At 67.3% G+C, this 24,749-nt stretch carries 20 protein-coding genes; 8 read left to right on the forward strand and 12 right to left on the reverse strand.

The genetic code is table 11. The annotated features are described in order from the left end of the window. Positions 1-19 precede the first annotated feature (19 nt). The 8 genes from ABLI39_RS12175 to ABLI39_RS12210 form a co-directional block, all read right to left on the reverse strand. On the reverse strand, positions 20-892 hold the full coding sequence (locus ABLI39_RS12175) for a shikimate dehydrogenase (RefSeq protein ID WP_349413738.1): 873 nt from the start codon (positions 890-892) through the stop codon (positions 20-22). After that, complete coding sequence (gene mltG, locus ABLI39_RS12180; RefSeq protein ID WP_349413690.1) at positions 889-2,595, reverse strand: endolytic transglycosylase MltG; 1,707 nt, start codon at positions 2,593-2,595, stop codon at positions 889-891. The genes ABLI39_RS12175 and mltG overlap by 4 nt, the downstream gene beginning before the upstream one ends. After that, positions 2,576-3,190, reverse strand: a complete 615-nt coding sequence (ruvX, locus tag ABLI39_RS12185; RefSeq protein WP_349413691.1) for a Holliday junction resolvase RuvX — start codon at positions 3,188-3,190, stop codon at positions 2,576-2,578. The genes mltG and ruvX overlap by 20 nt, the downstream gene beginning before the upstream one ends. Before the next feature lie 7 nt (positions 3,191-3,197). Next, a complete protein-coding gene (alaS, locus tag ABLI39_RS12190; RefSeq protein ID WP_349413692.1) occupies positions 3,198-5,876 on the reverse strand; it encodes an alanine--tRNA ligase in 2,679 nt (892 codons plus the stop codon). Positions 5,877-6,051: 175 nt separating this feature from the next. Continuing rightward, on the reverse strand, positions 6,052-6,318 hold the full coding sequence (locus ABLI39_RS12195) for a hypothetical protein (protein ID WP_502935227.1): 267 nt from the start codon (positions 6,316-6,318) through the stop codon (positions 6,052-6,054). A 19-nt stretch (positions 6,319-6,337) separates the two neighbouring features. Next, entirely contained in the window at positions 6,338-6,712 is a 375-nt protein-coding gene (locus ABLI39_RS12200) for a DUF948 domain-containing protein (RefSeq protein ID WP_175321020.1), read from the reverse strand. A 147-nt stretch (positions 6,713-6,859) separates the two neighbouring features. After that, positions 6,860-7,486, reverse strand: coding sequence for a 30S ribosomal protein S4 (rpsD, locus tag ABLI39_RS12205; RefSeq protein ID WP_091251848.1), 627 nt, complete (start codon positions 7,484-7,486; stop codon positions 6,860-6,862). A 181-nt stretch (positions 7,487-7,667) separates the two neighbouring features. Further along, positions 7,668-9,116: a replication-associated recombination protein A gene (locus ABLI39_RS12210; protein WP_349413693.1), complete on the reverse strand. Its 1,449-nt coding sequence runs from the start codon at positions 9,114-9,116 to the stop codon at positions 7,668-7,670. Between the two features lie 90 nt (positions 9,117-9,206). Here ABLI39_RS12210 and ABLI39_RS12215 point away from each other — a divergent pair, with 90 nt between their 5' ends. The 6 genes from ABLI39_RS12215 to ABLI39_RS12240 all read left to right on the forward strand — a co-directional run bounded on the left by ABLI39_RS12215 (position 9,207) and on the right by ABLI39_RS12240 (position 17,495). Beyond that, positions 9,207-9,857, forward strand: coding sequence for an acVLRF1 family peptidyl-tRNA hydrolase (locus ABLI39_RS12215; protein WP_349413694.1), 651 nt, complete (start codon positions 9,207-9,209; stop codon positions 9,855-9,857). A gap of 241 nt (positions 9,858-10,098) precedes the next feature. Then, positions 10,099-12,621 carry a galactose oxidase early set domain-containing protein gene (locus tag ABLI39_RS12220; protein WP_349413695.1) on the forward strand — a complete coding sequence of 841 codons (2,523 nt, stop codon included), beginning with the start codon at positions 10,099-10,101 and terminating at the stop codon, positions 12,619-12,621. After that, a complete protein-coding gene (locus tag ABLI39_RS12225; protein WP_349413696.1) occupies positions 12,618-13,304 on the forward strand; it encodes an excalibur calcium-binding domain-containing protein in 687 nt (228 codons plus the stop codon). Before ABLI39_RS12220 ends, ABLI39_RS12225 begins: the two co-directional genes overlap by 4 nt. A gap of 71 nt (positions 13,305-13,375) precedes the next feature. After that, entirely contained in the window at positions 13,376-14,665 is a 1,290-nt protein-coding gene (locus tag ABLI39_RS12230; protein ID WP_349413697.1) for a glycosyltransferase family 2 protein, read from the forward strand. A gap of 164 nt (positions 14,666-14,829) precedes the next feature. Further along, on the forward strand, positions 14,830-16,353 hold the full coding sequence (locus ABLI39_RS12235; RefSeq protein ID WP_349413698.1) for an ArnT family glycosyltransferase: 1,524 nt from the start codon (positions 14,830-14,832) through the stop codon (positions 16,351-16,353). Next, positions 16,350-17,495, forward strand: a complete 1,146-nt coding sequence (locus ABLI39_RS12240; protein ID WP_349413699.1) for a glycosyltransferase — start codon at positions 16,350-16,352, stop codon at positions 17,493-17,495. Before ABLI39_RS12235 ends, ABLI39_RS12240 begins: the two co-directional genes overlap by 4 nt. A 107-nt stretch (positions 17,496-17,602) precedes the next feature. On the opposite strand, the gene ABLI39_RS12245 is transcribed toward ABLI39_RS12240, so the two are convergent. The 3 genes from ABLI39_RS12245 to aspS form a co-directional block, all read right to left on the reverse strand. Next, the gene (locus ABLI39_RS12245) at positions 17,603-17,911 is read right to left on the reverse strand and encodes an FtsX-like permease family protein (RefSeq protein ID WP_349413701.1); all 309 of its coding nucleotides are present in this window, start codon (positions 17,909-17,911) and stop codon (positions 17,603-17,605) included. A gap of 387 nt (positions 17,912-18,298) precedes the next feature. Further along, positions 18,299-19,054 (reverse strand): GNAT family N-acetyltransferase, encoded by a 756-nt coding sequence (locus ABLI39_RS12250; RefSeq protein ID WP_349413740.1) that lies wholly within the window; start codon positions 19,052-19,054, stop codon positions 18,299-18,301. A 127-nt stretch (positions 19,055-19,181) separates the two neighbouring features. Continuing rightward, positions 19,182-20,963: an aspartate--tRNA ligase gene (gene aspS, locus ABLI39_RS12255; protein ID WP_349413702.1), complete on the reverse strand. Its 1,782-nt coding sequence runs from the start codon at positions 20,961-20,963 to the stop codon at positions 19,182-19,184. 96 nt (positions 20,964-21,059) lie between these two features. On the opposite strand from aspS, the gene ABLI39_RS12260 reads away from it, so the two are divergent. Beyond that, complete coding sequence (locus ABLI39_RS12260; RefSeq protein ID WP_349413703.1) at positions 21,060-22,334, forward strand: APC family permease; 1,275 nt, start codon at positions 21,060-21,062, stop codon at positions 22,332-22,334. Between the two features lie 12 nt (positions 22,335-22,346). Here the strand turns inward: ABLI39_RS12260 and hisS are convergent, their stop codons facing one another. Beyond that, on the reverse strand, positions 22,347-23,693 hold the full coding sequence (gene hisS / locus ABLI39_RS12265) for a histidine--tRNA ligase (RefSeq protein WP_349413704.1): 1,347 nt from the start codon (positions 23,691-23,693) through the stop codon (positions 22,347-22,349). A 225-nt stretch (positions 23,694-23,918) separates the two neighbouring features. Between hisS and ABLI39_RS12270 the strand changes: the two genes are divergently transcribed. Beyond that, positions 23,919-24,725: a peptidylprolyl isomerase gene (locus ABLI39_RS12270; protein ID WP_349413705.1), complete on the forward strand. Its 807-nt coding sequence runs from the start codon at positions 23,919-23,921 to the stop codon at positions 24,723-24,725. Positions 24,726-24,749: the final 24 nt, after the last annotated feature.

A 24,749-nucleotide genomic window follows, 5' to 3' on the forward strand; every position in this document is an offset into this window, starting at 1 on the left:
ATCCTGCCATGCATGGCCCTCAGAACACCCGTCGAGGCACCCCGACTGCGTCACACATCACATCTATGACCTCGGCCGGGACGGGCCAGCCAAGGCCGGTGAAGAGCCGCACCTGCTCGACCGCCTGGTAGAGCAGCATCTCGAGGCCCGGAACCACTTTCCCGCCCGCGGCGGTCCACGCCGCGGCGATCCGGCTGGGCCACGGATCGTAGGCGACATCCAGCAGCACCCCGGCTCCCGTGCCGGGCAGCCGGGTGAGTTCGTCCGCCAGCGGGTCCGCGGCGCGCGGCGGGAGTGTGGAAACCACGACGTCGGCGGCCGCCAGAGCCGTCGCCGCGCCGGCGAGCGGCAGCACCTGCAGTTCCAGTCCGACGGCGGCGGCCGCGGTCCGGGCTTCGGTGGCGCGGCCGGTGTCCCGGACGAAGATTGACGCGGCCGGGGCGTCGAGTTCCTTAAGCGCGGCCACGGCGGCCGCGGCGGTGCCGCCGCCGCCGAGGATGGCGGCCGAGGGCTTCGGGGCAACGCCCGCGTAGCGCAGGGCGTTCACGATTCCCGCGACGTCGGTATTGTAGCCGATGAGCCGGGCGCGGGCGTCGCCCGTCGCGTCCGCGGCGTCGAAGGCCACGGTGTTGATGACCCCCAACTGCCGGGCCACGCCGCGGACCTCATCGACCTCGGCGGCCATGGCACCCTTGAGCGGCATTGTCACCGACAGCCCGCGCCAGCGTCCGTCCGCGCGCACCCCGGCCATAAAGGCCGGGAGCCCGTCGACGGTTACGTCGATGGCCTCGTAGTCCAGGCCGGCGCCGAGCCGGGTGTAGGCGGCGCGGTGCAGGGCCGGGGACTTCGAGTGGCTGATGGGATGGCCGAGGACGGCAGCCCGCAGCGTCACACGCAGCGTCCGGGGTTGGCCTCGCACCAGGCGTTGTACTTGGCCACGTAGCCGTTGTGCTCGGCCAAAGTCTTGGAGAACTTGGTCTCCTTGGTGTCCAGGTTGATGGTGACCCAGTAGAGGTAGTCGTTGGTCTTGGGCTTGGCGGCGGCGTCGATGGCCGTCTTGCCCGGCGAACCAATAGGGCCGGCCGGCAGGCCGGTGTTGGCGTACGTGTTGTACGGGTTGGACTTGTCGGCCTTTTGCGCCGGGTCGATGTGGAAGCTCCGGATACCCAGCCCGTAGGTCACCGTGGCGTCGGACTGGATCAGGCCGGCCGTCTCGGTGTTGTTGGGCTTGAGCCGGTTGTAGATCGCGCCAGCAACGTCACCGTATTCGGCCTGGCCGCCTTCGGCCTGCACAATGCTGGCGACCGTGACGGCGTCGTACTGCTTGGCCGGATCGGTGACCCCCTGAGACTTCAGTTCATCGAGTGTGCTGCCGACGAGCTTCGCCAGGACGTCCTTGGCGCTGGTCCCGACAGGGAACCGGTATTCGCCGGGGAACAGGAAGCCCTCGAGGTTCTTGGCCTTGGCCGGAACGCCGAACTGGGCCGGGGAATCACTGAGCGCCTTGAGTTCCGGCACGGCGACGCCGGTGCCCTGGGAGATGGCCTGGAGCGACTCGTTCAGGCGCATGCCGGCGCTGAGGGCGAAGTACATGACCTTGCCCTGTTCCTTGTTCAGCAGCGCGGCCACGGCGTCCGAGTTGCTCATCTCCTTGCGCATCGTGAAGGTGCCCGGGCTCAACGCTCCCCCGGAGGCAGCGAACTGCTTGAGGAAGGACTCCGAGTTCGCGATGACCTGCTTGGACTGCAGGTCGGTGGCGACGGACTTGGGGCCGGCCCCCGGCGGGACGGTGATGGTCACTTCGCCGGTGCCCGGGCCCGGGTAATCGGCCACGGTGTCGCCGCCGAGCAGGGGTTTGATGAACTGTGCCCCCACGACGATCGCGACCACAAATACTGTCAGCGTCAGGACCAGGGCGAGGAAGCGGCGGCGCCGGCGGACCTTCTTGGACGGTCCCTTGGCGGTGGGGAGGGTTGCTGCCCCGGCCATCAGGGCGTGGCCGGCGCCGTCGTCGTAGCCGTGGGGGTCCTCATCGTCGGCATGCGCCGCGTAGGCCGGGGCGTAGTCAGCGTCGTGGTGGGGATCGTGGCCGTACTGCAGTTCGTCGGCGCGGCGCAGGGTTTCCTCGCGGGTCATCCCCCCGGCGTACTCGTGCACGGGCTCATCGTGGGCGGGTGCGTGCTGCACGGCCTCGTAGGCCGGTTCCTCGTGCACGGGTGCGTGCTCTGCGGCCTCGTAGGCCGGCTCCTCCCGCACGGGCTCCTCGTGGGCGGGTGCGTGCTCCGCAACCTCGGGAACGGGTTCCGCCTGGACGGGCTCCGCGTAGAGGGGTTCCTCGTGGACGGGCTCGTGGACCGTGGGGGCGGCGTCCGGGAGTTCCGGGGCAGCGGCGGGTTCGCCGGCGGCCACAGGGGCCGCGGCCGGTGGCGTCACGTCGGGCGTCTCACGCCCGGTCTCGAAGGCCTGGGGCGGGATGACGTCGTGGCCCTGGGTAGCCAGGGACTTTTCCTGCGCCCTGATTTCCTTGCGCGTCAGCGGACGGCCGGCGCCGCTGTTGGCAACACCAGAGGAGTCGTCATTGTTGACCGGGCTCACTGTAGCCTTCCGTGTTGTGCAGAATGCGTTGTGCAGAATGCGTGTGTACTGCCGGGGCGGCGTTGTCGCAGCCTCCGGTTGGCCCCGGAAGGAGGTCCGCACTGACGCGGTTTCCTACATCCGTTCCCCTGGCCTTTTGCATATCGATCGCATGCTGCAGAATACCTGCTGCCGCAACCTGATCCACTACTTTACGGTGGTCCCTGCTGCTCATGCCAGCTTGGTGCAGGTCGCGGTGGGCTGAAACCGTGCTCAGCCGCTCGTCGACCAGCCTCACCGGCACGCCGGATCCGGCCTCCAATAGTGTGCTGACCAGTAGCTTGGCATACTCGGTGGCCATTCGCGCGGAAGCGTGCTCCTCGCCTTTCATGGTGCGGGGCAGGCCGACGAAGATCTCCACCGCCTCGAGTTCCATCGCGAGCTTTGCGAGGAGCCGCACGTCGGTGTTCTTTTTCACGTTTCGTGCCAGCGTCCGAAGGGGCGTGGCCAGGATGCCGTCGCGGTCGCAGACCGCGACGCCCACCCGCACGGTGCCGACGTCCACCCCGAGTTTCACTCCCCGGGGGTAGGCGCCGGGCACGGCCGCATCAGTCATTCGTGGCCTAGCGCTTGGTGATGGCGTCCACGACAGCGGCGAGGGCCGTGCCGACCTTGGCCGCGTCCGTACCGCCGCCCTGGGCGACGTCGTCCTTGCCGCCGCCGCCGCCGCCGAGGATGCCTGCTGCGAGGCGGACCAGGGCGCCGGCCTTGACCCCCGCGGCGCGGGCGGCCTCGTTGGTGGCGATCAGGATGACCGGGCGGTCGTTGCTGACCCCCGCGACCGCGACGGCGGCCGGCTCGGACCCGAGCCGGGTCCGCAGGTCCAGGGCCAGGCCGCGGAGATCGTCGGCGCCGGTGACCATACCGGCGTCGTGGGCGATGACCCTGACGCCGGCGGCGTCCTTGGCGGTGCCCACAAGCGCGGCGGCCGCCGCGGTGAGCTGTTCCTTGCGCAGCCGCTCCAGCTCCTTCTCGGCCGCCTTGAGCTTCGCCAGGGTGCCGGCGATCCGCTCGGTCAGCAGCCCGGAGGGGACCTTGAGCATCTCGGTGAGTTCGGTCACGAGGGCGCGCTCGGCGGCGAGGTGGCGGAACGCGTCCATGCCCACGAAGGCCTCCACGCGGCGGTTCCCCGACCCGACCGACTGTTCGCCGAGCAGCGACAGGCTGCCGATCAGTGAGGTGTTGGACACGTGGGTGCCGCCGCAAAGTTCACGGGACCAGGCGCCGTCGATCTCCACGACCCGGACCTCGTTGCCGTAGTTCTCGCCGAACAGCGCCATGGCGCCGAGGGCCTTGGCCTCGGCGAGGCCCATCACCTTGGTTTCCACCTGGAAGTTGTTGCGGATGGCGATGTTGGAGACTTCCTCGATTTCGGAGCGGGTGGCGGCGCTGAGGCCCTCACCCCAGGCGAAGTCGAAGCGCAGGTAGCCGGCCTTGTTGAAGGAGCCGCGCTGCAGGGCCTCCGGGCCGAGGATCTGGTGCAGGGCCGCGTGCACAATGTGCGTGCCGGTGTGCGCCTGTTCGGCGGCGTGCCGGCGTTCCCGATCCACGGCAGCCATAACCAGCGAGTCGGCGCCGATTTCGCCTTCACGGACGATGGCCTTGTGCACGCTGAGGCCCTTGATGGGTCGCTGCACGTCCAGGACCTCGACGACGAAGCCATCGCCGGTGATCAGGCCGGTGTCGGCCGCCTGGCCGCCGGCCTCGGCGTAGAACGGGGTCTCGGCGAGGACCAGTTCGATTTCCTCGCCGGTGGACGCCTGGGAGACCTTCCGGCCGCCGGCCAGGATGCCGCGGACCTTGGACTCGCCGGCGAGCTCGGTGTAGCCGGTGAAGACCGTCTCGCCGGCGGAGAGCAGCTCCTGGAAGGCGCTGAGGTCCGCGTGGGCGCCCTTCTTGCCCTTGGCATCGGCCTGGGCGCGCTGGCGCTGTTCGAGCATCAGCTTGCGGAACTCGGGCTCGTCGACCTTGAGCCCGGCCTCCTCGGCCATTTCCAGCGTGAGGTCGATCGGGAAGCCGTAGGTGTCGTGCAGGGCGAAGGCGTCGGCGCCGGAGAGCGGCTGGCCGGCGGCGCGCGATTCCTTCACGGCGTCCTCGAGCCGGGCGGTGCCGGAGGCGATGGTGCGCAGGAATGCCTTTTCCTCGGCGTAGGCGATCCGGCTGATCCGGTCGAAGTCGGTCTCCACGATGGGGTAGACGCCCTTCATCGCGTCACGGGAGGCGGGCAGCAGCTCGGGCAGGCAGGCCTTCTCGACGCCGAGCAGGCGCATGGAGCGCACGGCGCGGCGGATCAGGCGGCGCAGCACGTAGCCGCGGCCTTCGTTGGAGGGGGTGACGCCGTCGGCGATCAGCATCAGGGCCGAGCGGATGTGGTCGGCGACGACGCGCATCCGAACGTCGTCGGTGTGGTGCGGGTCCTCGGGAGTCTCGGCGGAGGTGTATTCCTTGCCCGAGAGCGCGGCGGCCTTGTCGATCACCGGGCGGACCTGGTCGGTCTCGTACATGTTCTCGACGCCCTGCAGGATCATCGCGAGGCGCTCCATGCCGAGGCCGGTGTCGATGTTCTTTTTCGGCAGTTCACCGGTGATGTCAAAGTCCACCTTGGAGCGGACATTGTCGATCTGGTACTGCATGAACACGAGGTTCCAGATTTCGATGTACCGGGTCTCGTCGGCCAGCGGGCCGCCCTCGATGCCGTACGCGGGGCCGCGGTCGTAGTAGATCTCGGAGCAGGGTCCGGCGGGGCCCGGCTGGCCGGTGGACCAGTAGTTGTCCGCCTTGCCCATCCGCTGGATGCGATCGGCCGGCACGCCGGTGTTCTTCAGCCAGAGTTCCTTGGCCTCGTCGTCCTCTTCGTAGACGGTGACCCAGAGGCGCTCCGGCGGCAGGCCGTAGCCGCCGTCGTCGACGCCGGTGGTGAGCAGTTCCCAGGCGAACTTGATGGCGTCCTCCTTGAAGTAGTCGCCGAAGGAGAAGTTGCCGCACATCTGGAAGAAGGTGCCGTGCCGGGCGGTCTTGCCGACTTCCTCGATGTCGCCGGTGCGGATGCACTTCTGCACGCTGGTGGCCCGCAGGTACGGTGCTTCCTCACGCGCGGTCAGGTAAGGAATGAAGGGCACCATTCCGGCCACGGTGAACAGCAGGGACGGGTCGCTGGAGACCAGGGAGGCGGAGGGAACCGCCGTGTGGCCCTTGCTGACGAAAAAGTCGATCCAGCGCTTGGTGATCTCCTGCGACTTCATAACCTGGTTTCTTACCCTTCAATATTCACTGCATTTATATTCACTGCGTCTATCTGCACTGCGTTTGGCGTTCACGCGCCTGGTCCGCGGAACGCCCTGGTTCCGGCCGGTGGCCGAGCCGGTGGCCCGTCAGGCGGCCCGCCAGAGGCACCGCCCTCTATTCATTCTCCCCCGGCTAGCGCCGGGCGACATCCCGGCCGCCGGCGCCCGTCGCGACGCCGGCTTCCATGCCCGTGTCAACGCCGAGGGCGGAGCGGAGTTCGGTCTCCCGCTCGCGCATGCCGACGCGGACGGCGTCGGCGAAGTCGTAGACGCTGTCGGTGAGCCGGCCGACGGCCCGGTTCAGGCCCTCGGGGCCAAGCGTGGACTGCGCCTCGGTGAGCTTGCGAAAAGCGATAACGCCGATCGCGACGCCGATGCCCATCCAGATGATTCTGTTCATGTCAGCTCCTGTCAGGGTTTCAGCGGCTGCGGCGGCCGGTGGCGGGCTTCTTGCGGGCTGAGAACGCGGAGCGTACGCCGTAGCTGAACGCGGCGACCTTGATCAGCGGGGAGCCGACGGTTGCGGCGACCAGCGAGGACAGCGCCGAAATGTTGGCCGAGGCGTCCGAGACGTTGGACGCGATGCCGTCGACCTTCTTCAGCTGCTGGTTGGTGGTGGAGACGGTGGCGGTGACTTCATCCATGAGCGGGGTGGCACCGTCGCTGATCGAGCGGATGGTGCTGCGCACCTCGTCGAACACGCCCCCGAGCTTGAGGATGGGGACGGCGAGCAGCAGGACCAGCAGTGCAAACACTCCGGCCGCGATCAGGCCGGCAATATCGCCACCAGACATAGACGTTCATCTCCTTGAAACTACGTGGATTCCTGCATGGCTCTCCGGCCGCCGGGCGCGGCAAACGGAGAACTCCCCCAAGTACCTTACATACAAAGAAGCCCGCGGCGCTTGCCACGGGCTTCTTTGTAAGGTGTCGCGCTGGATCTAGCGTGCGTAGAATTCCACGACGAGCTGCTCTTCGCAGGTCACGGGGATTTCGGAGCGCTTGGGGCGACGGACCAGGCGTGCCTGCAGGGCGTCGAGCTTGACGTCCAGGTAGGCCGGAACCATGGGCAGGACGTCGCGGTGCGCGCCGGCTGCTGCCACCTGGAACGGAGGCATGGTCTCGCTGCGGCTGTGGACGTGGACCAGCTGGCCCTCACCGACGCGGAAAGACGGGCGGTCAACGCGGATGCCGTCAACGAGGATGTGGCGGTGCACAACCAGCTGGCGGGCCTGGGCGATGGTGCGGGCGAAGCCGGCACGGAGCACGAGGGCGTCGAGACGCATTTCGAGCAGTTCGATCAGGTTTTCACCGGTCAGGCCCTTGGTGCGGCGTGCTTCTTCGAAGGCACGCGTCATCTGGGCTTCGCGGATGCCGTACTGGGCGCGCAGACGCTGCTTTTCGCGCAGACGTACGGCGTAGTCGGAGTCCTGCTTCTTGCGGGCACGGCCATGCTCACCGGGGCCGTACGGGCGGCGCTCCATGTACTTGGCGGCCTTGGGGGTCAGAGCAATGCCGAGTGCACGCGAGAGGCGTGCGGTACGGCGAGCACGAGTGTTGTTAGCCACTTGTGTCCTTCCAATATCTGCGGTGTGTCAGTGTTACTGGCCTCCACGATGGAGAGCATCGGCCAACCGCTGCCTTTTGCTACTGGGCACAGGGCGAACCCATCAAATCAGCAGGAACTGCCGAAAACTGGTGGATTGTGCGTCCGTGCCTTGCCAGACAACGATCTATCCTACCAGAGGATCACTTGCCCCGGATGATCTTCCGTAGCCGCTCCAGCCGGGTGGAGATGTCGCGTTCGGCGCCGTTGCCGGTGGGTTCGTAGTAGTTCCGGCCCACCAGGTCGTCCGGCGGGTACTGCTGGGTGGCGACGGCGTGCGGGGCGTCGTGCGCATACTTGTAGCCTTTGCCGTGGCCCAGTTGCTTGGACCCGGGGTAGTGGGCATCGCGCAGGTGTGCGGGGATGCCGTTGCCCATGCCTGCGCGGACGTCGGCGATCGCCTGGTTGATGCCCAGGTAGGCGGCGTTGGACTTCGGCGCGGTGGCAAGGTGGACCACGGCTTCGGCCAGGATGATCCGGCCTTCGGGCATCCCGATCAGCTGCACCGCCTGGGCAGCGGCCACCGCGGTCTGGAGGGCGGTGGGGTCGGCCATGCCCACGTCCTCGGCAGCGGAGATCACGATCCGCCGGGCCACGAACCGGGGGTCCTCCCCCGCCTCCAGCATCCGGGCCAGGTAGTGCAGGGCGGCGTCAACGTCGGAGCCGCGGATGGACTTGATGAAGGCGCTGGCGACGTCGTAGTGCTGGTCGCCGGCCCGGTCGTAGCGCACCGAGGCGACGTCGAGCGCCCGCTCCGTGTGCTTGAGCTCGATCCTGACCGGGGTTTCGCCGGCACCGCCGCCGGGCCCCCCGGCGTCGTCCGCGTCCCCGAACGCGACGCCGGCCGCGGCCTCCAGCGCCGTCAGCGCCCGGCGCGCGTCCCCGCCGGAGAGCCGGACCAGGTGGGCCAAGGCGTCGTCGTCGAGCTCCACCTTGCCACCCAGGCCACGGGGGTCCGCCGCGGCCCGGAGCAGCAGGCCCTCGACGTCGGCGTCCGTCAGTGGTTTGAGGGTCAACAACAGCGAGCGGGACAGCAGCGGCGAGACTACCGAGAACGACGGGTTCTCCGTGGTGGCCGCGACCAGGACCACCCAGCGGTTCTCGACGCCGGGAAGCAGTGCGTCCTGCTGGGCCTTGTTGAAGCGGTGGATCTCGTCCAGGAACAGCACGGTGGTGGTCTTGTAGAGGTCCCGTGCGGTGAGGGCCTCGTCCATCACCCGGCGGACGTCCTTGACGCCGGCGGTGATGGCGGAAAGTTCGACGAATTTGCGGCCCGGGCCCTTGGCGATCACGTGCGCCAGAGTGGTCTTACCGGTACCCGGGGGTCCCCACAGGATCAGCGAACTCGGCCCGGCCGGGCCGGTGGCGTCGCTGCCGGCCGCGAGCTGCCGCAGCGGCGAGCCCTGGCCGAGGAGGTGCTGCTGGCCCACGACGTCGTCCAGGCTTCGCGGCCGCATCCGGACCGCGAGCGGACTGCGCGGGGCGGAGCGGGCCGGGGTGCCGCCCGGGGAGCTGCCGTAGGCCGGCTCTTCGGCGTCGCCGTCATCGTGCGCGGACGCGTTGTCCTGCCCTGCGCCAAAGAGATCATCCACATAGATAGGCTACTTCTAGTTCCTGCCCGCCCCGGCACGGCGGCCGCACCGCCACCCCGACGCCTGACCCTCACAACGGAGATCCACGCCATGGCCAGCCCCGACACCCGTGTGGCGTTCGTCTCCGGCGGCCGGCTGGCCGGCTGGGTGGAGCGGTTTGGCGCCAGCCACGGGGAATTACGCGAGGTGCCGGACGACGCGGGCCTGCGGCTGCTCGCGGCCGACGGCGCCACCGCCTTGTTGCAGCCACCCTGGCCGGACGGCGGGCGGCCTGGCCGCGGTGCGGATGCCGTGGCCCGGCTCGCGTCGCTGGCCGGTCAGCCGCGGCGGCTCGGCCTGGTCCTGGTGCGCCGCGGCGGGTACTCCGTGGCGGTGGTGTCCGAGGGCCGGGTGCTCGCGGCCAAGACCGGAACCCGGCACGTGCAGTCCCGCACGGCGGCCGGCGGCTGGTCCCAGCAGCGCTTCGCCCGGCGCCGCGCGAACCAGGCGGACGCCCTGGTGGAGGCCGTGGCCGACCACGCCGCCCGCATCTTCGCGGCCCACAGCGTCGAGTATCTCGTCCCGGGCGGCGACCGGACCCTGGCCGAGCAGGTCCTCGCCGAACCCGTACTGAAGGGCTATTCGGCGCTGGTGCGGCTTCCATTCCTGGACGTTCCGGACCCCCGCGCGTCCGTGCTGAAGAAGGCCGCCGCCGACGCCTGCGGGGTCCGGATCGTGGTGACAGATCCGCCGACCGAGTAGTTCCACACCCTAAGTACTCAAGTAGCGTCGCACAAATTAGGTAATTAACAACGAGTATCAACTACTGGTTCAAGGCCAGCATTTCCGTCGTTAGACTCGCCGCATTCGTATTCTCATGAGTCATTCTTTCTTGGGGGTCTCAATGCGGCGCCGTTCTTTATCTCCTGCATGGAAATTGCCCTTCTTCCGCCTTCCTATTTCGGGCTCGCGGCGCATTTTTTCGAAGCAGGGATATACCGGGATGAAATTTCCTCGACGTAGGCGCTGGCTAACGGCAATAATCCTGAGCATCCTGATTCCGTTCAACTTCCTGGTGGGTGTTGCCGGCGCTCCGGCTGTGGCGGCCGGGGAGAACCTGGTAAAAAATCCTTCCCTTGAGGACGGAACCACCGACCCCACCTGCTTCAAACGCTCGGGGTGGGGAACCGCGGGAACCTGGACCTTTGCTCCGGGCCGGACGGGAGGGCGCGCCGTCAGCGTCGCCATCTCGGGCTACACCCAGGGAGACCGGAAGCTGCTCCAGACGGAGAGTGCTGCCTGCGCTCCGACCGTCACGCCCGGCCAGACGTACGAGATGCAGGTCTGGTACAAGTCCACGGCGAAGGTCATGCTGACAATGTTCAGGCACACCGCCCAGGGCTGGAGCTACTGGGGCGACGTCAAAGCACAGGTAGCGGCGACCGACTGGACACTCGCCGCGGCTGACACCCCGGTGATTCCGGACGGAACCGATCAGATTGTCTTTGGACTTTCACTGGCCGCTAATGGCACATTAATTACCGACGACTATTCACTAGCTAATAAAGTAATAGCGCCCCCGCCAAGTACCGGGGAATTAATTTCCAATGGCAATCTTGCGGACGGAACGCCGACACCCACTTGCTTCCGGATTGCCGGCTGGGGAAATAGGCAGCTGACCCCCACAATTACGTCCGACGTTCCGCCGAATTCTACCGCCGGCACCCGGTCCTTCGACATCTCCGTCGCCTCGTACGTCTCCGGGGATGCGAAACTCATCCAGTCCGAGCCTGCGGGGTGCGCCCCCGCGGTGACACCGGGCGCCCAATACGACCTCAAGGTCGATTACAAGTCGACCGCAGCGGGGGCCTCTGGGCTGACGTTGTTCAGCCACTCGTCCACCGGCTGGAAATACTGGACCGACATCAAACAGCTTCCCGCGGTAGCGGCCTGGACCACTGCGCAAGCGCGGACACCAGCGATACCCGCCGGCGTTGACCGCATTGCCTTCGGGCTCTCGATCAGCGGAAACGGATCGCTTAGGACCACCAACTACTCCATGGTCAAGTACGAGCCGGCGTCACCCCCGCCCGCGGGAACACCCGGCTTAGTGGGCTCCTGGGATGTTTTGTCGACTAATCTTCCCATTCGCGCCATCCACTCCACCCTGCTGAACGACGGGCGGCTGCTACTCATCGCGGGCTCAGGCAATTCCGGGGCGAACTTCACCGCCGGCACCTTCAAAGCGATGGTCTGGTCCCCTACCGGCGGCGCGTTCAAGGAAGTCCCGGTGCCGTACGACATGTTTTGCTCCGGACACGTCACCCTCCCGGACGGAAAGGTCCTGATCGCAGGGGGCACGGCGGCCTTCCCCGCTCCAACAGCCGGCCCCACCACTTTCAAGGGATCCAGGAAGAGCTATTACTTTGACCCGGCAGACGACCAGTTCCACCCGCTTAATGACATGGCCGGTGCGCATTGGTACCCCTCCCTGACCAAACTCGGGAACGGCGACATCTGGTCCGCGGGCGGTATCGACGAGAACGCCAAAGGCACGGTCCTCACTGAGATGTTCAGCACCTCGGCGATGAGCTGGCTGCCGCAAACCCAGGTCCCGCAGACCTGGAGCTACTGGGGAACCTACCCGCACATGTTCCTCATGGACGACGGCAAAATGTTCTACACCGGCGGCCACACCTTCGGCAACGGACTGCCCGGCACGGGAGCGAGGCTGTACGACTGGACCACCGCCACAATGTGGGATGTTCCGGGACTCCGGCAAAAAGACATGCGGGACCAGGCCGGATCCGTCTTCATCGGGCCGGCCCAGGATCAGAAACTGATGATCGTCGGCGGAGGCAACACCGACGGCAACACCCCTGCCATCAACCTCGTGGACATCATCGACTTCAAACAAGCGGCTCCTCAGTACGTCCCGGGCCCCGATCTCCCAGGCCCCGGCAAGCTCTATGTCAACCTGATCAACCTGCCCGACCGAACGGTGCTTGCAGCCGACGGGGCCCAGTTGAACCGCACCGGCAACGTACAGACGGCAGCGATCTACAATCCGGCCGTCAACAGCTGGACGTCGATCGACGCCGATCCGGTCGGCCGGAACTACCATTCGACGGCAATCCTGCTGCCGGACGGGCGGGTTGCCATCATGGGGTCGAACCCCCTGGACAATTCCTTCGAGTTCAGGATCTCTGTCTACAGCCCGCCCTACCTCTTCAAGGGCACGCGTCCCACGGTGACCGCGGCACCTGATCGGGCAAGCTACGGGGAATCCATCCAGCTTGGCGTCACCGGCAACGTCACGTCCGCATCCCTGATGTCGCCAATGTCCGCCACCCACCAGACGGACACCAACGCCCGGCTCGTGGACCTGCCACTGTCCGGCACCGATGCCGGCCGCACAGCGCAAATACCAAATAACCGTAACCTCCTTCCGCCCGGACCCTACATGCTCACAGTTCTCACAGCTGACGGGATTCCGAGCGTCGCACGTTGGGTTTGGATCTCATGAAAGCCGATACCGTGAAGCCGCGACGCCGCTTGGGCGTAGCCCTGGCGCTGGCTGCAGCCGCTGCTGCAGTGGCCGCCGCCCTGATCTGGAGCGGGTCGTCGGCGGTTGCCACCGTCGCGGAAGTTGCCGCCAGCGCGGCAGACCGGGCGTCCCGGAACCCGGACGGGCCGGCCGCAGCGCCTGCCTCTCCAGGAACTCCGCAGGCACCCGGCGCCTCCCATCACCAGCAAACTCCCGGCCCCGCCAGCGCACCACCACTGCAGGAAATGCCGCCGGAAACCACCGGCCCGGGTGCGGGCGACAAACCGGAGGTTTCGCTGGAGGAGGCCGGCCGGGCCGAGGTGGGCTACGCCGCCCGTTCCGGTAAGGACCCTTCGCGGAACCTTCCTAAGGCCGGCACTGCAGCCCCCGCCGATATTGTCGGCGCGGCGCCGGCCTTGGGTGGCTGCCTCGCGGAATACGGCGACGCAGGCCAATGCCTCCCGGCGATCCCGCCGAGCCTCGCCCGCCACCTCCAGGAGATGAAGGATGCGGGAGCCGATCCGGCATCCATGCCTCACAGCTGGACGTGCGATGAGGCGCGGAAGTACTTCCCGAACGGAATCCACGTTCGCCAGGCCGGAATCGACCCGCAGAAGCTCGACACCGATGCGGACGGGATCGCCTGCGGGCCGGCCGACTGAGCCCCAGCCCTCCCGAATTCTCCCCGTCCGCCCAATATTCGTGCGCCCGCCTACGTCCTTGGAGCCCCGAAATGTCACTGGTAACTGTGGCCAGCACTTTGGTCATTCTGATCGCCCTCGCGCTGTTTGCCATCGCCCTGTCCACGCTCTACCTGAACACCTACGCGTGGTGGGACCCGAAGACACAGCGCCGCACGTCTTACTCCGGCTTGCAGGAGACAGAAAGCCAGTCCTTCTCGCTGATCATGCCCTGCCGCAACGAACGCGAGGACGTCATGAGGGCCACCCTCGCAGCACTCCTGGCGCAGAGCCACTCGAGCAAGGAAGTGATTATTTCGGTCGGCCACGACGATCCTGAGACGGTGCGGATAGCGCACCGCCTCGCCAACGAGTTCCCCGCTTCGGTGCGCGTCAGTGTTGACGTCAGCGAAACCAAGAACAAGCCACGCCAGCTCAACATGGCATTGTCCCTGTGCCGGAACAGCGTTGTTGGCGTTTTCGATGCCGAGTCAATAGCCGCCAAGGACCTGCTGGCACACATTGATAGTGTCTTCGCAACAAAAAACGCCGACGTCGTCCAAGGCGCCGTGCAACTGATCAATTACCGCGACACCTGGTATTCGCTGCGGAATTGTCTTGAGTACTTCACGTGGTTCAGGTCCAGGCTGCACGCCCACTCCCGCCAGGGGTTCATACCCCTGGGCGGAAACACCGTCTTCATCAAACGCGAACTGCTCAACGAGGTTGGCGGGTGGGACGGTTCATGCCTGGCCGAAGATTGCGATCTCGGTGTCCGCCTGTCAACGCTCGGCCGAAGGATCATCGTCGCGTATGCGCCCGAGCTGGTAACCCGTGAGGAGACACCCGAGAGCCTGTATGCGCTGATCCGCCAGCGCACCCGCTGGTCCCTTGGCTTTATGCAGGTATTCGCCAAGGGTGACTGGAAGCAGCTCCCAACGAGACGCATGCGGACCATTGCTTGGTGGACGCTGATGCAGCAGCATTTCATGGCGCTGGCCGGAATTTGCATTCCGCTGGCAATCCTGGCCGCACTGTGGGGCCGGTTCCCCCTCCTGGTCACGCTCGTGACGTTCCTGCCCCTGATTCCTACGCTCGTCACGGTGGCGTTCGACATTTGCATGCTGCACGAATTCGGCCGCGACCATGGTTTCAAGATCCGCGGGTACGACTACTTCCGGCTCATCGCCGGGACGCCGGTGTACCAGATCATTCTGGCATTTTCCGCCCTGCGTGCGCTGTTCAAGTTCATCCGCCGCGACTTCCTGTGGGAAAAAACTGACCATTCAGGGTCGCATCTGGCCTACGTCCGGCCGACGAGTGCAGGGCTGGCCCGGCCATGACCACCCAGGAACTGTCCACGGCCCAACCCGAGACAACGGAAGTCCTGGAGGCGCCGGTTCGCCCCCCGGCCGGGCCTGCCCCCACAGCATCGGAAGCAACCGGAGACCGTCGACCGGCCCGGCACCGGAGCCCGGCCGGTTCAGCTCCCTTCACACTGACCACCATGACCGTCTGGGACAAGGCAGTACTCTCCGCACTCACGGTCGGGGCAGCCGTACTGGCACTGTGGAACCTGACCGGAGCGCCCAACTATCAAGACGACGAAGGCACCTACACGGCCCAGGCGTACGCAGTCGCGTCCGGAAGCCTGGCCCCCTACACCTATTGGTATGACCATCCCCCGCTGGGGTGGATCCAGCTCGCCGCCCTGAACTGGTTTCCCCATCTGCTGGGGTTGGGCGACGGCACCGCCATCGGCGGGACGCGATACGTGATTGCAATGTATTTCGTCGCCGGCGCCGTACTGCTCTACCTGCTCGCCCGTCGGCTGCGCCTGCGGATCCCGTTTGCGACGATGACTGCCGTCGTGTTCATCCTCTCCCCGCTGTCCCTCGTGCTGGGGCGCCAGGTGTACCTCGACAACATCGGCGTCCCCTGGCTCTTGCTTGCCTTCTACCTGGCGCTGTCGTCCCGGGATGCGCTGTGGCACCACATCGGGGCGGGGATCTGCTTCGCCGTGGCGGTACTCTCGAAGGAGACCCTCGCCATCTTCGGCCCAGCCCTGCTGCTGGCCCTCATCCACCGTCCCAAATGGAGCAACCGATCCTTCTCGGTGGTCGGCTTCCTCGGCGCGGGCGGGCTGGTCCTGGCCTTCTATCCGCTCTCGGCACTGCTGCGAAACGAACTGTTGGCGGGACCCGACCATGTATCACTGCAGACGGCTTTGAGCTATCAGTTCCTGGAGCGCTCCGGCTCCGGCACCATTTTCCAGGCGGGTTCGAGCCGTGCGCAGTTGCTGGCAGGCTGGCTTTACTTCGACAAGTACCTCATTGCTGCCGGCCTCGCTGCCGCCGTCGTTTGCCTGCTCCGACGGCGGGCGCAAGTGGTCACCGCGGCAATCGTCTCCTTTGCCGTCCCCATCGTTGTCGGCCAAGGGTACCTTCCAGCCATGTACGTGATTGGCGTGATTCCGTTTCTCGCCCTTGCTTTGGGAACTGCGGTTGACATCGCCTGGAGCGCCATGGACAAGCTGGGCCGTCGTTCGCCGGGATTCAAACATCCCCTGCGCGCCGCTTTCACGCTCGCCCTCGCCGGATCCTTGGTGCTCATGTCCGTTCCGCAGTGGTTCGAACAGGACCGACTCCTCCTGACCGCGGACAGCAACTCTAATTGGCGGCAAGCCATGACGTGGGTCCAGCGCAATGTGTCGCGCCAGGACGTCGTTCTTGCGCCGTACTCCATGTGGCAGGACTTGAACTCGAGCGGGTGGAACAACGCCTGGACCATGATCGCAACGGAGAAGGCGGACCTCGACAGGCAGTTTAGAACCGAACGCCCCGGAGGCTGGCGCGACATCAAATGGATAATCGTCGGCCCGTCCGTGACGTCCAACATCGACAACCTGGGCCTCCAACTGGCAAAGACAGCGCTGGAAAATTCCGAACCTGTCCAGACGTATGGCGAGTGGTCGATCCGGCGGGTGACGGCTGCCCCGGCCCAGGACGCCAACGGAAAGACGCGGCCATGATGCTCTCAATCATTGTTCCGACCCGCAATGAGGCGCCCAACATCGAAAACCTCATCTGTCGAACTGCTGCGGCCTGCGACGGCCTGGATGCGGAACTGGTTTTCGTCGACGACTCAACGGACCGGACGCCGGAGCTAATCCTCTATTCCGCGTTACACACGGGGTTGCCAGTTCGGCTCATCACACGCCGGTCGCCCACCGGCGGCCTGAGCGGCGCCGTCGCGGATGGCATTGCGTCCAGCAATGCAGAGTACTGCCTCGTGATGCACGGGGACCTCCAGCATCCTCCGGAAGCGATTCCAGCCCTTCTCGCGGAAATCGAAGGCTCGGGCGCAGACGTGGTCGTCGCAGCCCGCGGCATCGGCCGGCCCAGCGGCCAAGACGGCGTCAGAGCCACGTTCCGCCGTGGGGTCTCCCTGGGAGCCAGGGCCCTGACGCGGTGCCTGTTTCCGCTCAGAATGCGCGGCTGTTCCGACCCGATGTCCGGGTTCTTTGCGATCAGGCGGTCGGCCATTGACCAGGAAATCCTCCGGCCCAGCGGCTTCAAGATCCTTCTTGAGATACTGGCCCGGCACCGGCTGCGGATACGGGAAATTCCTATCGGGCAGGACCGGCGAACGGCCGGAGCGTCGAAGGCGCGGCTGCAAACGGGGCTGAGCTTCGTCCGGCAGCTAGGACAACTGCGCGCGGGGACAGCTTTCCTGTTTGCCATCGTGGGCGCTGTGGGCGCCCTCATGAACCTCATGATCATGGCGTTCCTGCATTCGGCCGGCATCCATTACGCTGTCGCCGCGACGGTCGCCGCGGAACTTACCATTTTGTCCAACTTCATCATGCAGGAGCATGTCGTCTTCGGCACGCTGCGCGACAAGGTGAATGGCTGCCGGAAACGGTTCGTCCAGAGCTTCAGCTTTAACAATCTGGAAGCCCTGCTTCGGCTTCCGGTGCTGCTCTTTGCTGTCGATGTACTGCTGATCGACCCGATCGCCGCCCAGGCCGCCACTCTTGTGGGGGCCTTCACGCTCCGCTACGTGTTCCACGCGAAGATCGTCTATTCCTCCGGCTGCGCAACCAGTCCTGCATTGACTCGTCAGTCCAGTGAGCCGGTCGCCCGTATCAACCCCCAGCAGGCCACTCCCTAGCAGCCGGTCAGGTGCCGTTTGGGCCGTTCCTGCCGGTACTGAAAAAGGCCGCCGCCGACGCGTGCGCGGTCCGGATCGTGGTGACGTAGCCGCCGTCGGACACGGGGCTAATCGAAGCGGGTGGCCGTTGTGGCGGTATTGCCCCGGATGAAACCGAATGTCGCGGCGACCGCTCCGATGGCCAGAAGCAGGCTGGGCCCCAGCGCCATGAAGTATCCGGGCCCCGGCCAGGCCACGCGGTAGGCGTCGTTGATTAAGGTCACCATCAGCCAGGCCACGAGGAACCCCAGGCCAGCCGAGAGCAGCAGGACGGTAAGGAGCGGGACGGCCGCTTCGCGAATGATGATCCAGCGCAGGATGGACACCGGCATCCCCATCAGGTGCATCAGGCCAAGGACACGCTTGCGGTCCAGCACGGCGGAGGCGGTGGGTGGCGACGGCCAGTGACAGCCCGGCAATGGCGACGGCGACAAACATCCCCAGGTACGCGAGCCCTGCCAGGCCTTGGATCAGGCGGGATGGACTGCGGTTTGAAGTCCATGGGTGGTCTAACGGCCGTTCCTGGCAAATCGATGGGCGCAGACTCCCCCGCAGGGGCCCTGCCGGCGCCGGCATCGCACCGATCTGACGAGAATGGCCGCCATCCGGGGTGGCTTAGCGGCCATTCCTGGCAAATCGATGGGCACAGACTCCTCGCAGGGGCCCTGCCCGCGCCGGCATCGCACCGATCTGACGAGTGTGGCCCTGTCGCGTTCCCCGGGACTCCGGTACCGGCAGTCCCGGGGAACACTAGACCGATCCCCCTAGCAGCCGGTCAGGTGCCGTTTGGGCCGTTCCTGCCGGTAGAGGTACCGGCCCGACTCCCCGAAGCCGGCCCGGGCGTAGAGTTCCTGCGCCCCGGTATTGGCCGCCGTGACGAGCAGCCAGTAGCCTGCCAGACCCAGGCGTGCGCCCTCCTCCAGCAGTGCCTGCAGCACTCGGGAGGCGTAGCCCCGGCGTCGTAAATCTGGCCGGGTTGCCATGCAGTACAGGCCGCCGTGGCGGGGGCTGCCGGGTTCGGCGTCGGGCAGGGCGAGTCGTCCGGCGGCGGCCGGGGCGCCGTCGTCGTCACGCACGAGGGCGTACAGCGAGGGGCAGCCGGTCAGGATGCCGCGGGCGACGTCCAGGGCCTCAGCGTCGCCGCGCCCGTCCACGCTCCACCAGAGCCGTAGCCACTCCGCCGAAGGCTGACTCGAGATCTCGACGCCGTCGCCCGACGCCGCGGCAGAACCGCCGCCGCGCACCATAACCAGCGTTTCGGACTGGCGGGTGAACCCCTCGGAGTCGAGCACGGCGTTCAGCGGCGCGGAGCGCGGGTCGTCGAAAACCTGGAAGATGAGGGGCAGCCGGCGGGCCCGGTACCACAGCCGTGCGTCCTGGAGCGCCGCGAGCTGCGCGTGGGCATCGACTCCCACCTCACGGGGCCACACCGAGTTGGCGCGCTGCGTCACGCCGGAGGCGGCGCGGAGCACCCAGCCGCCGGAGTCCTCCCGGTCGGCGGCGGGCCAGGCGGCGTCCATCAGCGCCTCCAGCCCGGGCCCGGATTCCGGTTCCAAGGAGTCCCCTTCCTGTCTCAGATCATCACGTCCCGGCCGACAGCAAAGGCCCCCCGGTTGCCCGGGGAGCCTCTGCGGTGGAGCGGGCCGGCTACTTGGAGCCGTCGTCCTTCTTGTCCTGCGGCTTGAAGTCAACGCCGGCTTCCTTGCGCTGCTGCGCCGTGATGGGCGCGGGCGCCTGGGTCAGCGGGTCATAGCCGCCCCCGGACTTCGGGAACGCAATGACGTCGCGGATCGAGTCCACGCCCGCGAGCAGCGAGACAACACGGTCCCAGCCGAATGCGATGCCGCCGTGCGGGGGCGCGCCGAACTTGAAGCCCTCGAGCAGGAAGCCGAACTTCTCCTGGGCGTCTTCGTGCGAGAGGCCCATGACCTTGAAGACGCGCTCCTGGATGTCGCCCTGGTGGATACGGATGGAGCCGCCGCCGATTTCGTTGCCGTTGCAGACAATGTCATAGGCGTACGCCAGGGCGGTTTCCGGGTCCGTGTCGAAGCTGTCCATGAATTCGGGCTTGGGCGAGGTGAAGGCGTGGTGCACGGCCGTCCACTTGCCGCCTCCGACGGCGACGTCACCGGACGCGACGGCGGCCGCGGCGGGTTCGAACATCGGCGCGTCGACCACCCAGCAGAAGGCCCAGTCGCTCGGGTTGATCAGGCCGGTGCGGTGCCCGATCTCGACCCGGGCCGCGCCGAGCAGCGCGCGGGACGGGGTCTTCTCGCCGGCGGCGAAGAAGATGCAGTCGCCGGGCTTGGCGCCGACGGCGTCGGCCAGGCCTGCACGTTCGGTCTCGGTCAGGTTCTTCGCGACCGGGCCGGCAAGTTCGCCGTCCTCCTTGAACAGGACGTAGGCCAGGCCCTTGGCGCCGCGCTGCTTGGCCCATTCCTGCCAGCCGTCGAGGGCGCGGCGGGCCTGCGAGGCACCGCCCGGCATCACCACGGCACCGACGTAGGGGGCCTTGAAAACGCCGAAGTTGGTGTCCTTGAAGAACTTGGTGAGCTCGGTCAGTTCCAGGCCGAAGCGCAGGTCCGGCTTGTCCGAGCCGTACCGGGCCATCGCGTCGTTGTAGGTGATCCGCTGGATCGGGGTGGGGATCTCGACGTCGATCAGCTTCCACAGCGCGGTCACGATGCTCTCGCCGAGCTTGATGATGTCGTCCTGCTCGACGAAGCTGGCTTCGATGTCGAGCTGGGTGAACTCAGGCTGGCGGTCCGCGCGGAAGTCCTCGTCGCGGTAGCAGCGGGCGATCTGGTAGTACTTCTCGAAGCCGCCCACCTGCAGGAGCTGCTTGAACAGCTGCGGGGACTGCGGCAGCGCGTACCAGGAACCCGGCGCGAGGCGCGCGGGGACGACGAAGTCGCGGGCGCCTTCCGGCGTCGACCGCGTCAGCGTGGGGGTCTCGATCTCGACGTAGCCGTCCTGGTGCAGCAGCTCGCGGGCAACCCGGTTGGCCTCGGAACGCAGGCGCAGGTTGCGGGCGGGGCCGGGCCGGCGCAAGTCCAGGTAGCGGTGCTTGAGGCGGGCTTCCTCGCCCACTTCGACGTGCTCGTCGATCTGGAACGGCAGCGGATCGGAGGTGTTGAGGATGGTGACCTTCTCGGCCATGACCTCGATCTCGCCGGTGGCCAGCGCGGGGTTCTCGTTGCCCTCGGGGCGCTTGGCGACGGTGCCGATGACCTGCAGCACGAATTCGTTGCGGAGGCCGTGGAAGACCTCTTCTTCACGAACGACCACCTGGGAGACGCCCGAAGCGTCGCGCAGGTCCACGAATGCGACACCACCGTGGTCACGACGCCGGCCGACCCAGCCGGCGAGGGTTACGGTTTGTCCAATGTGCTCGGAGCGAAGGGATCCGAGGTCGTGTGTGCGCAGCACAGCTCGCCTTTCAGAAGGAAAACAGGGTGGTATTAAATGGGACCGCTACAGGAACGGTCCCGTTCGAGTTTACCCGTTGGAAAGGCCCCGCCTGCCATGGCAATCCCACCACTCCGCCCCGGGCAGCTGCAGCGCCGCCTGGGCGCGGTCGATTCCACCGCGATCGGCCTCGGCTCAATGCTGGGTGCCGGTGTGTTCGTGGTCTTCTCCCCCGCCGCGGCCCTGGCCGGTCCGCTGCTGACCCTCGCCGTGGCCGTGGCCGGCGTGGTGGCCTACTGCAACGCCGTGGCATCGGCGCAGCTGGCGGCCATGTACCCCTCCAGCGGCGGGACCTACGTCTATGGCCGCCGGCAGCTGGGCGAATGGCCGGGGTTCGTCGCCGGCTGGGGCTTTGTCACCGGCAAGACGGCCTCGTGCGCGGCGATGGCGCTGACCTTCGGGCACTATGCGGCACCGGAATTCGCGACGCCGGTGGCGGTGGCCGCCGTCGTTGTGCTGACCGGCGTGAACCTGCTCGACATCACCCGTACGGCGCTGCTGACCAAGGTACTGCTCGCCGTGGTGCTCGCCACCATCGCGTTCGTGGCGGCGGCGGCACTGCTCGGCCCGCACCCGGCGGGCGCCGGGGCCGCTGCCGGAACTGCCGACGGCCAGAACGTGTGGGGTGTGCTGCCCGCCGCCGGACTGGTGTTCTTCGCTTTTGCCGGCTACGCCCGGATCGCCACGCTCGGCGAGGAGGTCAAGGACCCCACCCGCACCATCCCGCGGGCCATCCTCGGCGCGCTCGGCGGAGCCTTTCTGATCTACCTGGGGCTCGCGGCCCTGCTGCAGTGGCACCTTCCCGCGGCTCAACTGGCCGGCTCGACGGCGCCGCTGCTCGACGCCGTCAGCAGCTCAAGGCTCAGCCTCGGCGCTCCGCTGGTCCAGGCCGGGGCGGCGGCAGCGTGCCTCGGAGCACTGCTGGCCCTGATTACGGGGGTGGGCAGGACGGCGATGGCGATGGCCAGGGAACGGGACCTGCCCGCGCCGCTGGCCCGGGTGGGCGGGGCCCACACGGTTCCGATCACCGCCGAACTGACCGTCGCGGCCTCGGTCATCGTGCTGCTGCTGACCACCAACGTCCTGACCGTGGTGGGTTTCTCCAGTTTCGGCGTCCTGGTCTATTACGCAGTGACGAATGCCGCCGCCTTCACCCTCACCTCGCGCCCGTGGCATGCCCCGCGCTGGCTCAATGTGCTGGGGTTCCTCGGCTGCCTGCTGCTGGCAGTGACCCTGCCGCCGGCCTCGGCGCTGGGCATGGCCGCCGTGCTCGCGGCAGGGGCCACCGGCCGGTTCCTGGTGCTGCGGCGGCGGAGGGCCTCGACGGGGTAGGAGGGCTGCGGCCTAAGCCTTCAGGACCCGGACGTGCAGGTCTTCCGCGGCCGGCGCCCAGGTCGCCGGATCGGCGTCGAGCTGTTCACCGGTGCGGATGTCCTTGACCTGGTGCTTGCCGTCGTCGTCGGTGAACCAGACGAAGGGGATGCCGCGGCGGTCCGCGAACTTGATCTGCTTGCCGAACTTCTCAGCCTTGGCCGCGACCTCGGTGGCGATCCCGCGGCCGCGCAGCTGCGCGGCGACGTCCTGCGCCGCGCCCCAGCTGTCGTCCCTGTTGAGGGCCACCAGCACGGCGGTCGGCACGGACCGTGTTGCCTTGGCGAGGTCCTGGCTGAGGATCCGGGAAACCAGCCGGGTCACGCCGATGGAGAGCCCGACGCCGGGGAACTTGCGGTTGCCCTTGCTGGCGAGGGCGTCGTAGCGGCCGCCGGAGCAGATCGAGCCGAGCTGTTCGTGGCCCACGAGCACGGTCTCCACCACGGTGCCCGTGTAGTAGTCCAGGCCGCGGGCGATGCTGAGGTCCGCGACCACCTTGCCCGGGGCGCGCTGGACGGCGGCGGCAATGACCTGTTCCAGCTCGTTCAGGCCTTCCTCCAGCAGCTCGTTGTCCACGCCGAGGACCCGGACCTGCTGCACAAACGAGGTGTCCCCGGTGCGGATCGCGGCCAGCTTGAGCGCGGCCTGCGCCTGTTCCTCGGTGGCTCCGAGTTCGGTCTTGAGCAGTTCGGCCACCTTGGCGGGGCCGATCTTTTCGAGTTTGTCGATGCTGCGCAGCACTCCGGCGGTGTCGGCCAGTCCGATCCCGGTGTAGAAGCCCTCGGCCAGTTTGCGGTTGTTGATCCGGAGCAGGAAGTCCGGGATCGGCAGGGCGCTGAGGGCCTCGGCGATCACCAGCGCGATTTCGACGTCGTAGCGGAACGGCAGTTCGCCGTCGCCGACGATGTCGATGTCCGCCTGGGTGAACTCGCGGGCGCGGCCTTCCTGCGGACGCTCGCCCCGCCAGACTTTCTGGATCTGGTAGCGGCGGAACGGGAAGGCGAGGTAGCCGGCGTTCTCCACCACGTAGCGGGCGAACGGCACGGTGAGGTCGAAGTGCAGGGCCAGGGCGTGCGGGTCGGCCTTATGCGACGGGGACTCTGCGCCCTCGTCGTCCTGCAGCCGGCTCAGCCCGTAGACCTCTTTGTCGATCTCCCCCTTGCGCAGCAGCTGCCCGACGGTCTCCACCGCCCGGGTCTCAATCGAGGAGAAGCCGTGCAGTTCAAAGGTCCGCCGCAGGGTATCCAGCACATGCAACTCCACCAGCCGCTCCTCGGGAAGCCACTCGGGGAATCCGGACAGGGAGGCGGTGCGTGCCATGGTGGAATTTTCTCCTCTGATTACGACGGCGGATACAACGGCCGCGGCGTCGCGCGCAGACCGGCCAGTCGTGCATAAACTGTGTGCGGCAGTCAGTTTATGCTTTTTGCCGCGCGCATCTCTAATGCGCACGCGGCGGGCGGCGCTGCCGCAGCTTGCTTGCTGCACCCCCGACGGCGCCGACGACGCGCCGCCCGGGATGCGGCCCTACAACCAGGAGGACCATTGGCGGCCAGTTCACGGAGCGCCCGCGAAGCCAAGCGGCGCGTCCAGCAGATGGAGGCAAAGCGTGAGCTGCGGCGTGAGCAGGACAAGCGCCGAAAGCGCGACAACGTCCTCGCCATCGCCGGCGGTGCCGCCGTCCTTGCCCTGGCCATTGTGCTGCAGCTGACAGTCTTCGCCGGCAACCCGACCGAGGACGAATTCAAGGCCGCCGAGGCCGGGCTGAAAAGCCCGTCTGCGTCCGCCACCCCGTCCGCCAGCCCAAGCAACGGCGACAACATTCCCAAGCCGGAGACCGCGGCGGGCAAGACCTTCACCGGTGCGCTTGCCCTCAACCGCGGCACCGTCGGTGTGGAACTTGACGGCACCACGGCCCCGCAGGCGGCCGCCGTGTTCAAGTCCCTCGCGGACCAGAACTTCTACAGCGGCGTCAACTGCCACCGGCTCACGACCGCGGAGTCCTTCGGCGTGCTGCAGTGCGGCTCCAAGTCCGGGGACGGCAACAGTGATCCCGCGTTCACCTGGGGTCCGCTGGAAAACACCCCGGCAGACAACAAGTATCCGGCCGGCACCATCGCTGTGGCACGGACCGGCGGCAACGCCTACGGAAACGGAACCCAGTTCTTCATCGTTTACAAGGACACCGTGATCCCGGCGGATGCCGCCGGCGGCTACACAGTGGTCGGCAAGGTCACGTCCGGTCTGGACGTGGTGGCCAATATTGCCGCGGCCGGTGTCAAACCGGGTGCCAGTGCCACGGACGGCGCACCTGTGGAACCAGTCACGATAGACTCGTTCTCTCTGAAGTAACCTGCCGGGGCCCGCGTGGCCGCG

The organism is Pseudarthrobacter sp. B907 (genome assembly GCF_040137805.1).
GTDB lineage: Bacteria > Actinomycetota > Actinomycetes > Actinomycetales > Micrococcaceae > Arthrobacter.

What these genes read in the sequence shown, in the direction of transcription:
- ruvX (WP_349413691.1), bottom strand. Translation starts at nt 3,190, where the DNA reads ATGACTGATGCGGCCGTGCCCGGCGCCTACCCCCGGGGAGTGAAACTC.
- alaS (WP_349413692.1), bottom strand. Translation starts at nt 5,876, where the DNA reads ATGAAGTCGCAGGAGATCACCAAGCGCTGGATCGACTTTTTCGTCAGC.
- ABLI39_RS12195 (WP_502935227.1), bottom strand. Translation starts at nt 6,318, where the DNA reads ATGAACAGAATCATCTGGATGGGCATCGGCGTCGCGATCGGCGTTATC.
- ABLI39_RS12200 (WP_175321020.1), bottom strand. Translation starts at nt 6,712, where the DNA reads ATGTCTGGTGGCGATATTGCCGGCCTGATCGCGGCCGGAGTGTTTGCA.
- ABLI39_RS12215 (WP_349413694.1), top strand. Translation starts at nt 9,207, where the DNA reads ATGGCCAGCCCCGACACCCGTGTGGCGTTCGTCTCCGGCGGCCGGCTG.
- ABLI39_RS12220 (WP_349413695.1), top strand. Translation starts at nt 10,099, where the DNA reads ATGAAATTTCCTCGACGTAGGCGCTGGCTAACGGCAATAATCCTGAGC.
- ABLI39_RS12225 (WP_349413696.1), top strand. Translation starts at nt 12,618, where the DNA reads ATGAAAGCCGATACCGTGAAGCCGCGACGCCGCTTGGGCGTAGCCCTG.
- ABLI39_RS12230 (WP_349413697.1), top strand. Translation starts at nt 13,376, where the DNA reads ATGTCACTGGTAACTGTGGCCAGCACTTTGGTCATTCTGATCGCCCTC.
- ABLI39_RS12235 (WP_349413698.1), top strand. Translation starts at nt 14,830, where the DNA reads ATGACCGTCTGGGACAAGGCAGTACTCTCCGCACTCACGGTCGGGGCA.
- ABLI39_RS12240 (WP_349413699.1), top strand. Translation starts at nt 16,350, where the DNA reads ATGATGCTCTCAATCATTGTTCCGACCCGCAATGAGGCGCCCAACATC.
- ABLI39_RS12250 (WP_349413740.1), bottom strand. Translation starts at nt 19,054, where the DNA reads ATGGACGCCGCCTGGCCCGCCGCCGACCGGGAGGACTCCGGCGGCTGG.
- ABLI39_RS12260 (WP_349413703.1), top strand. Translation starts at nt 21,060, where the DNA reads ATGGCAATCCCACCACTCCGCCCCGGGCAGCTGCAGCGCCGCCTGGGC.
- hisS (WP_349413704.1), bottom strand. Translation starts at nt 23,693, where the DNA reads ATGGCACGCACCGCCTCCCTGTCCGGATTCCCCGAGTGGCTTCCCGAG.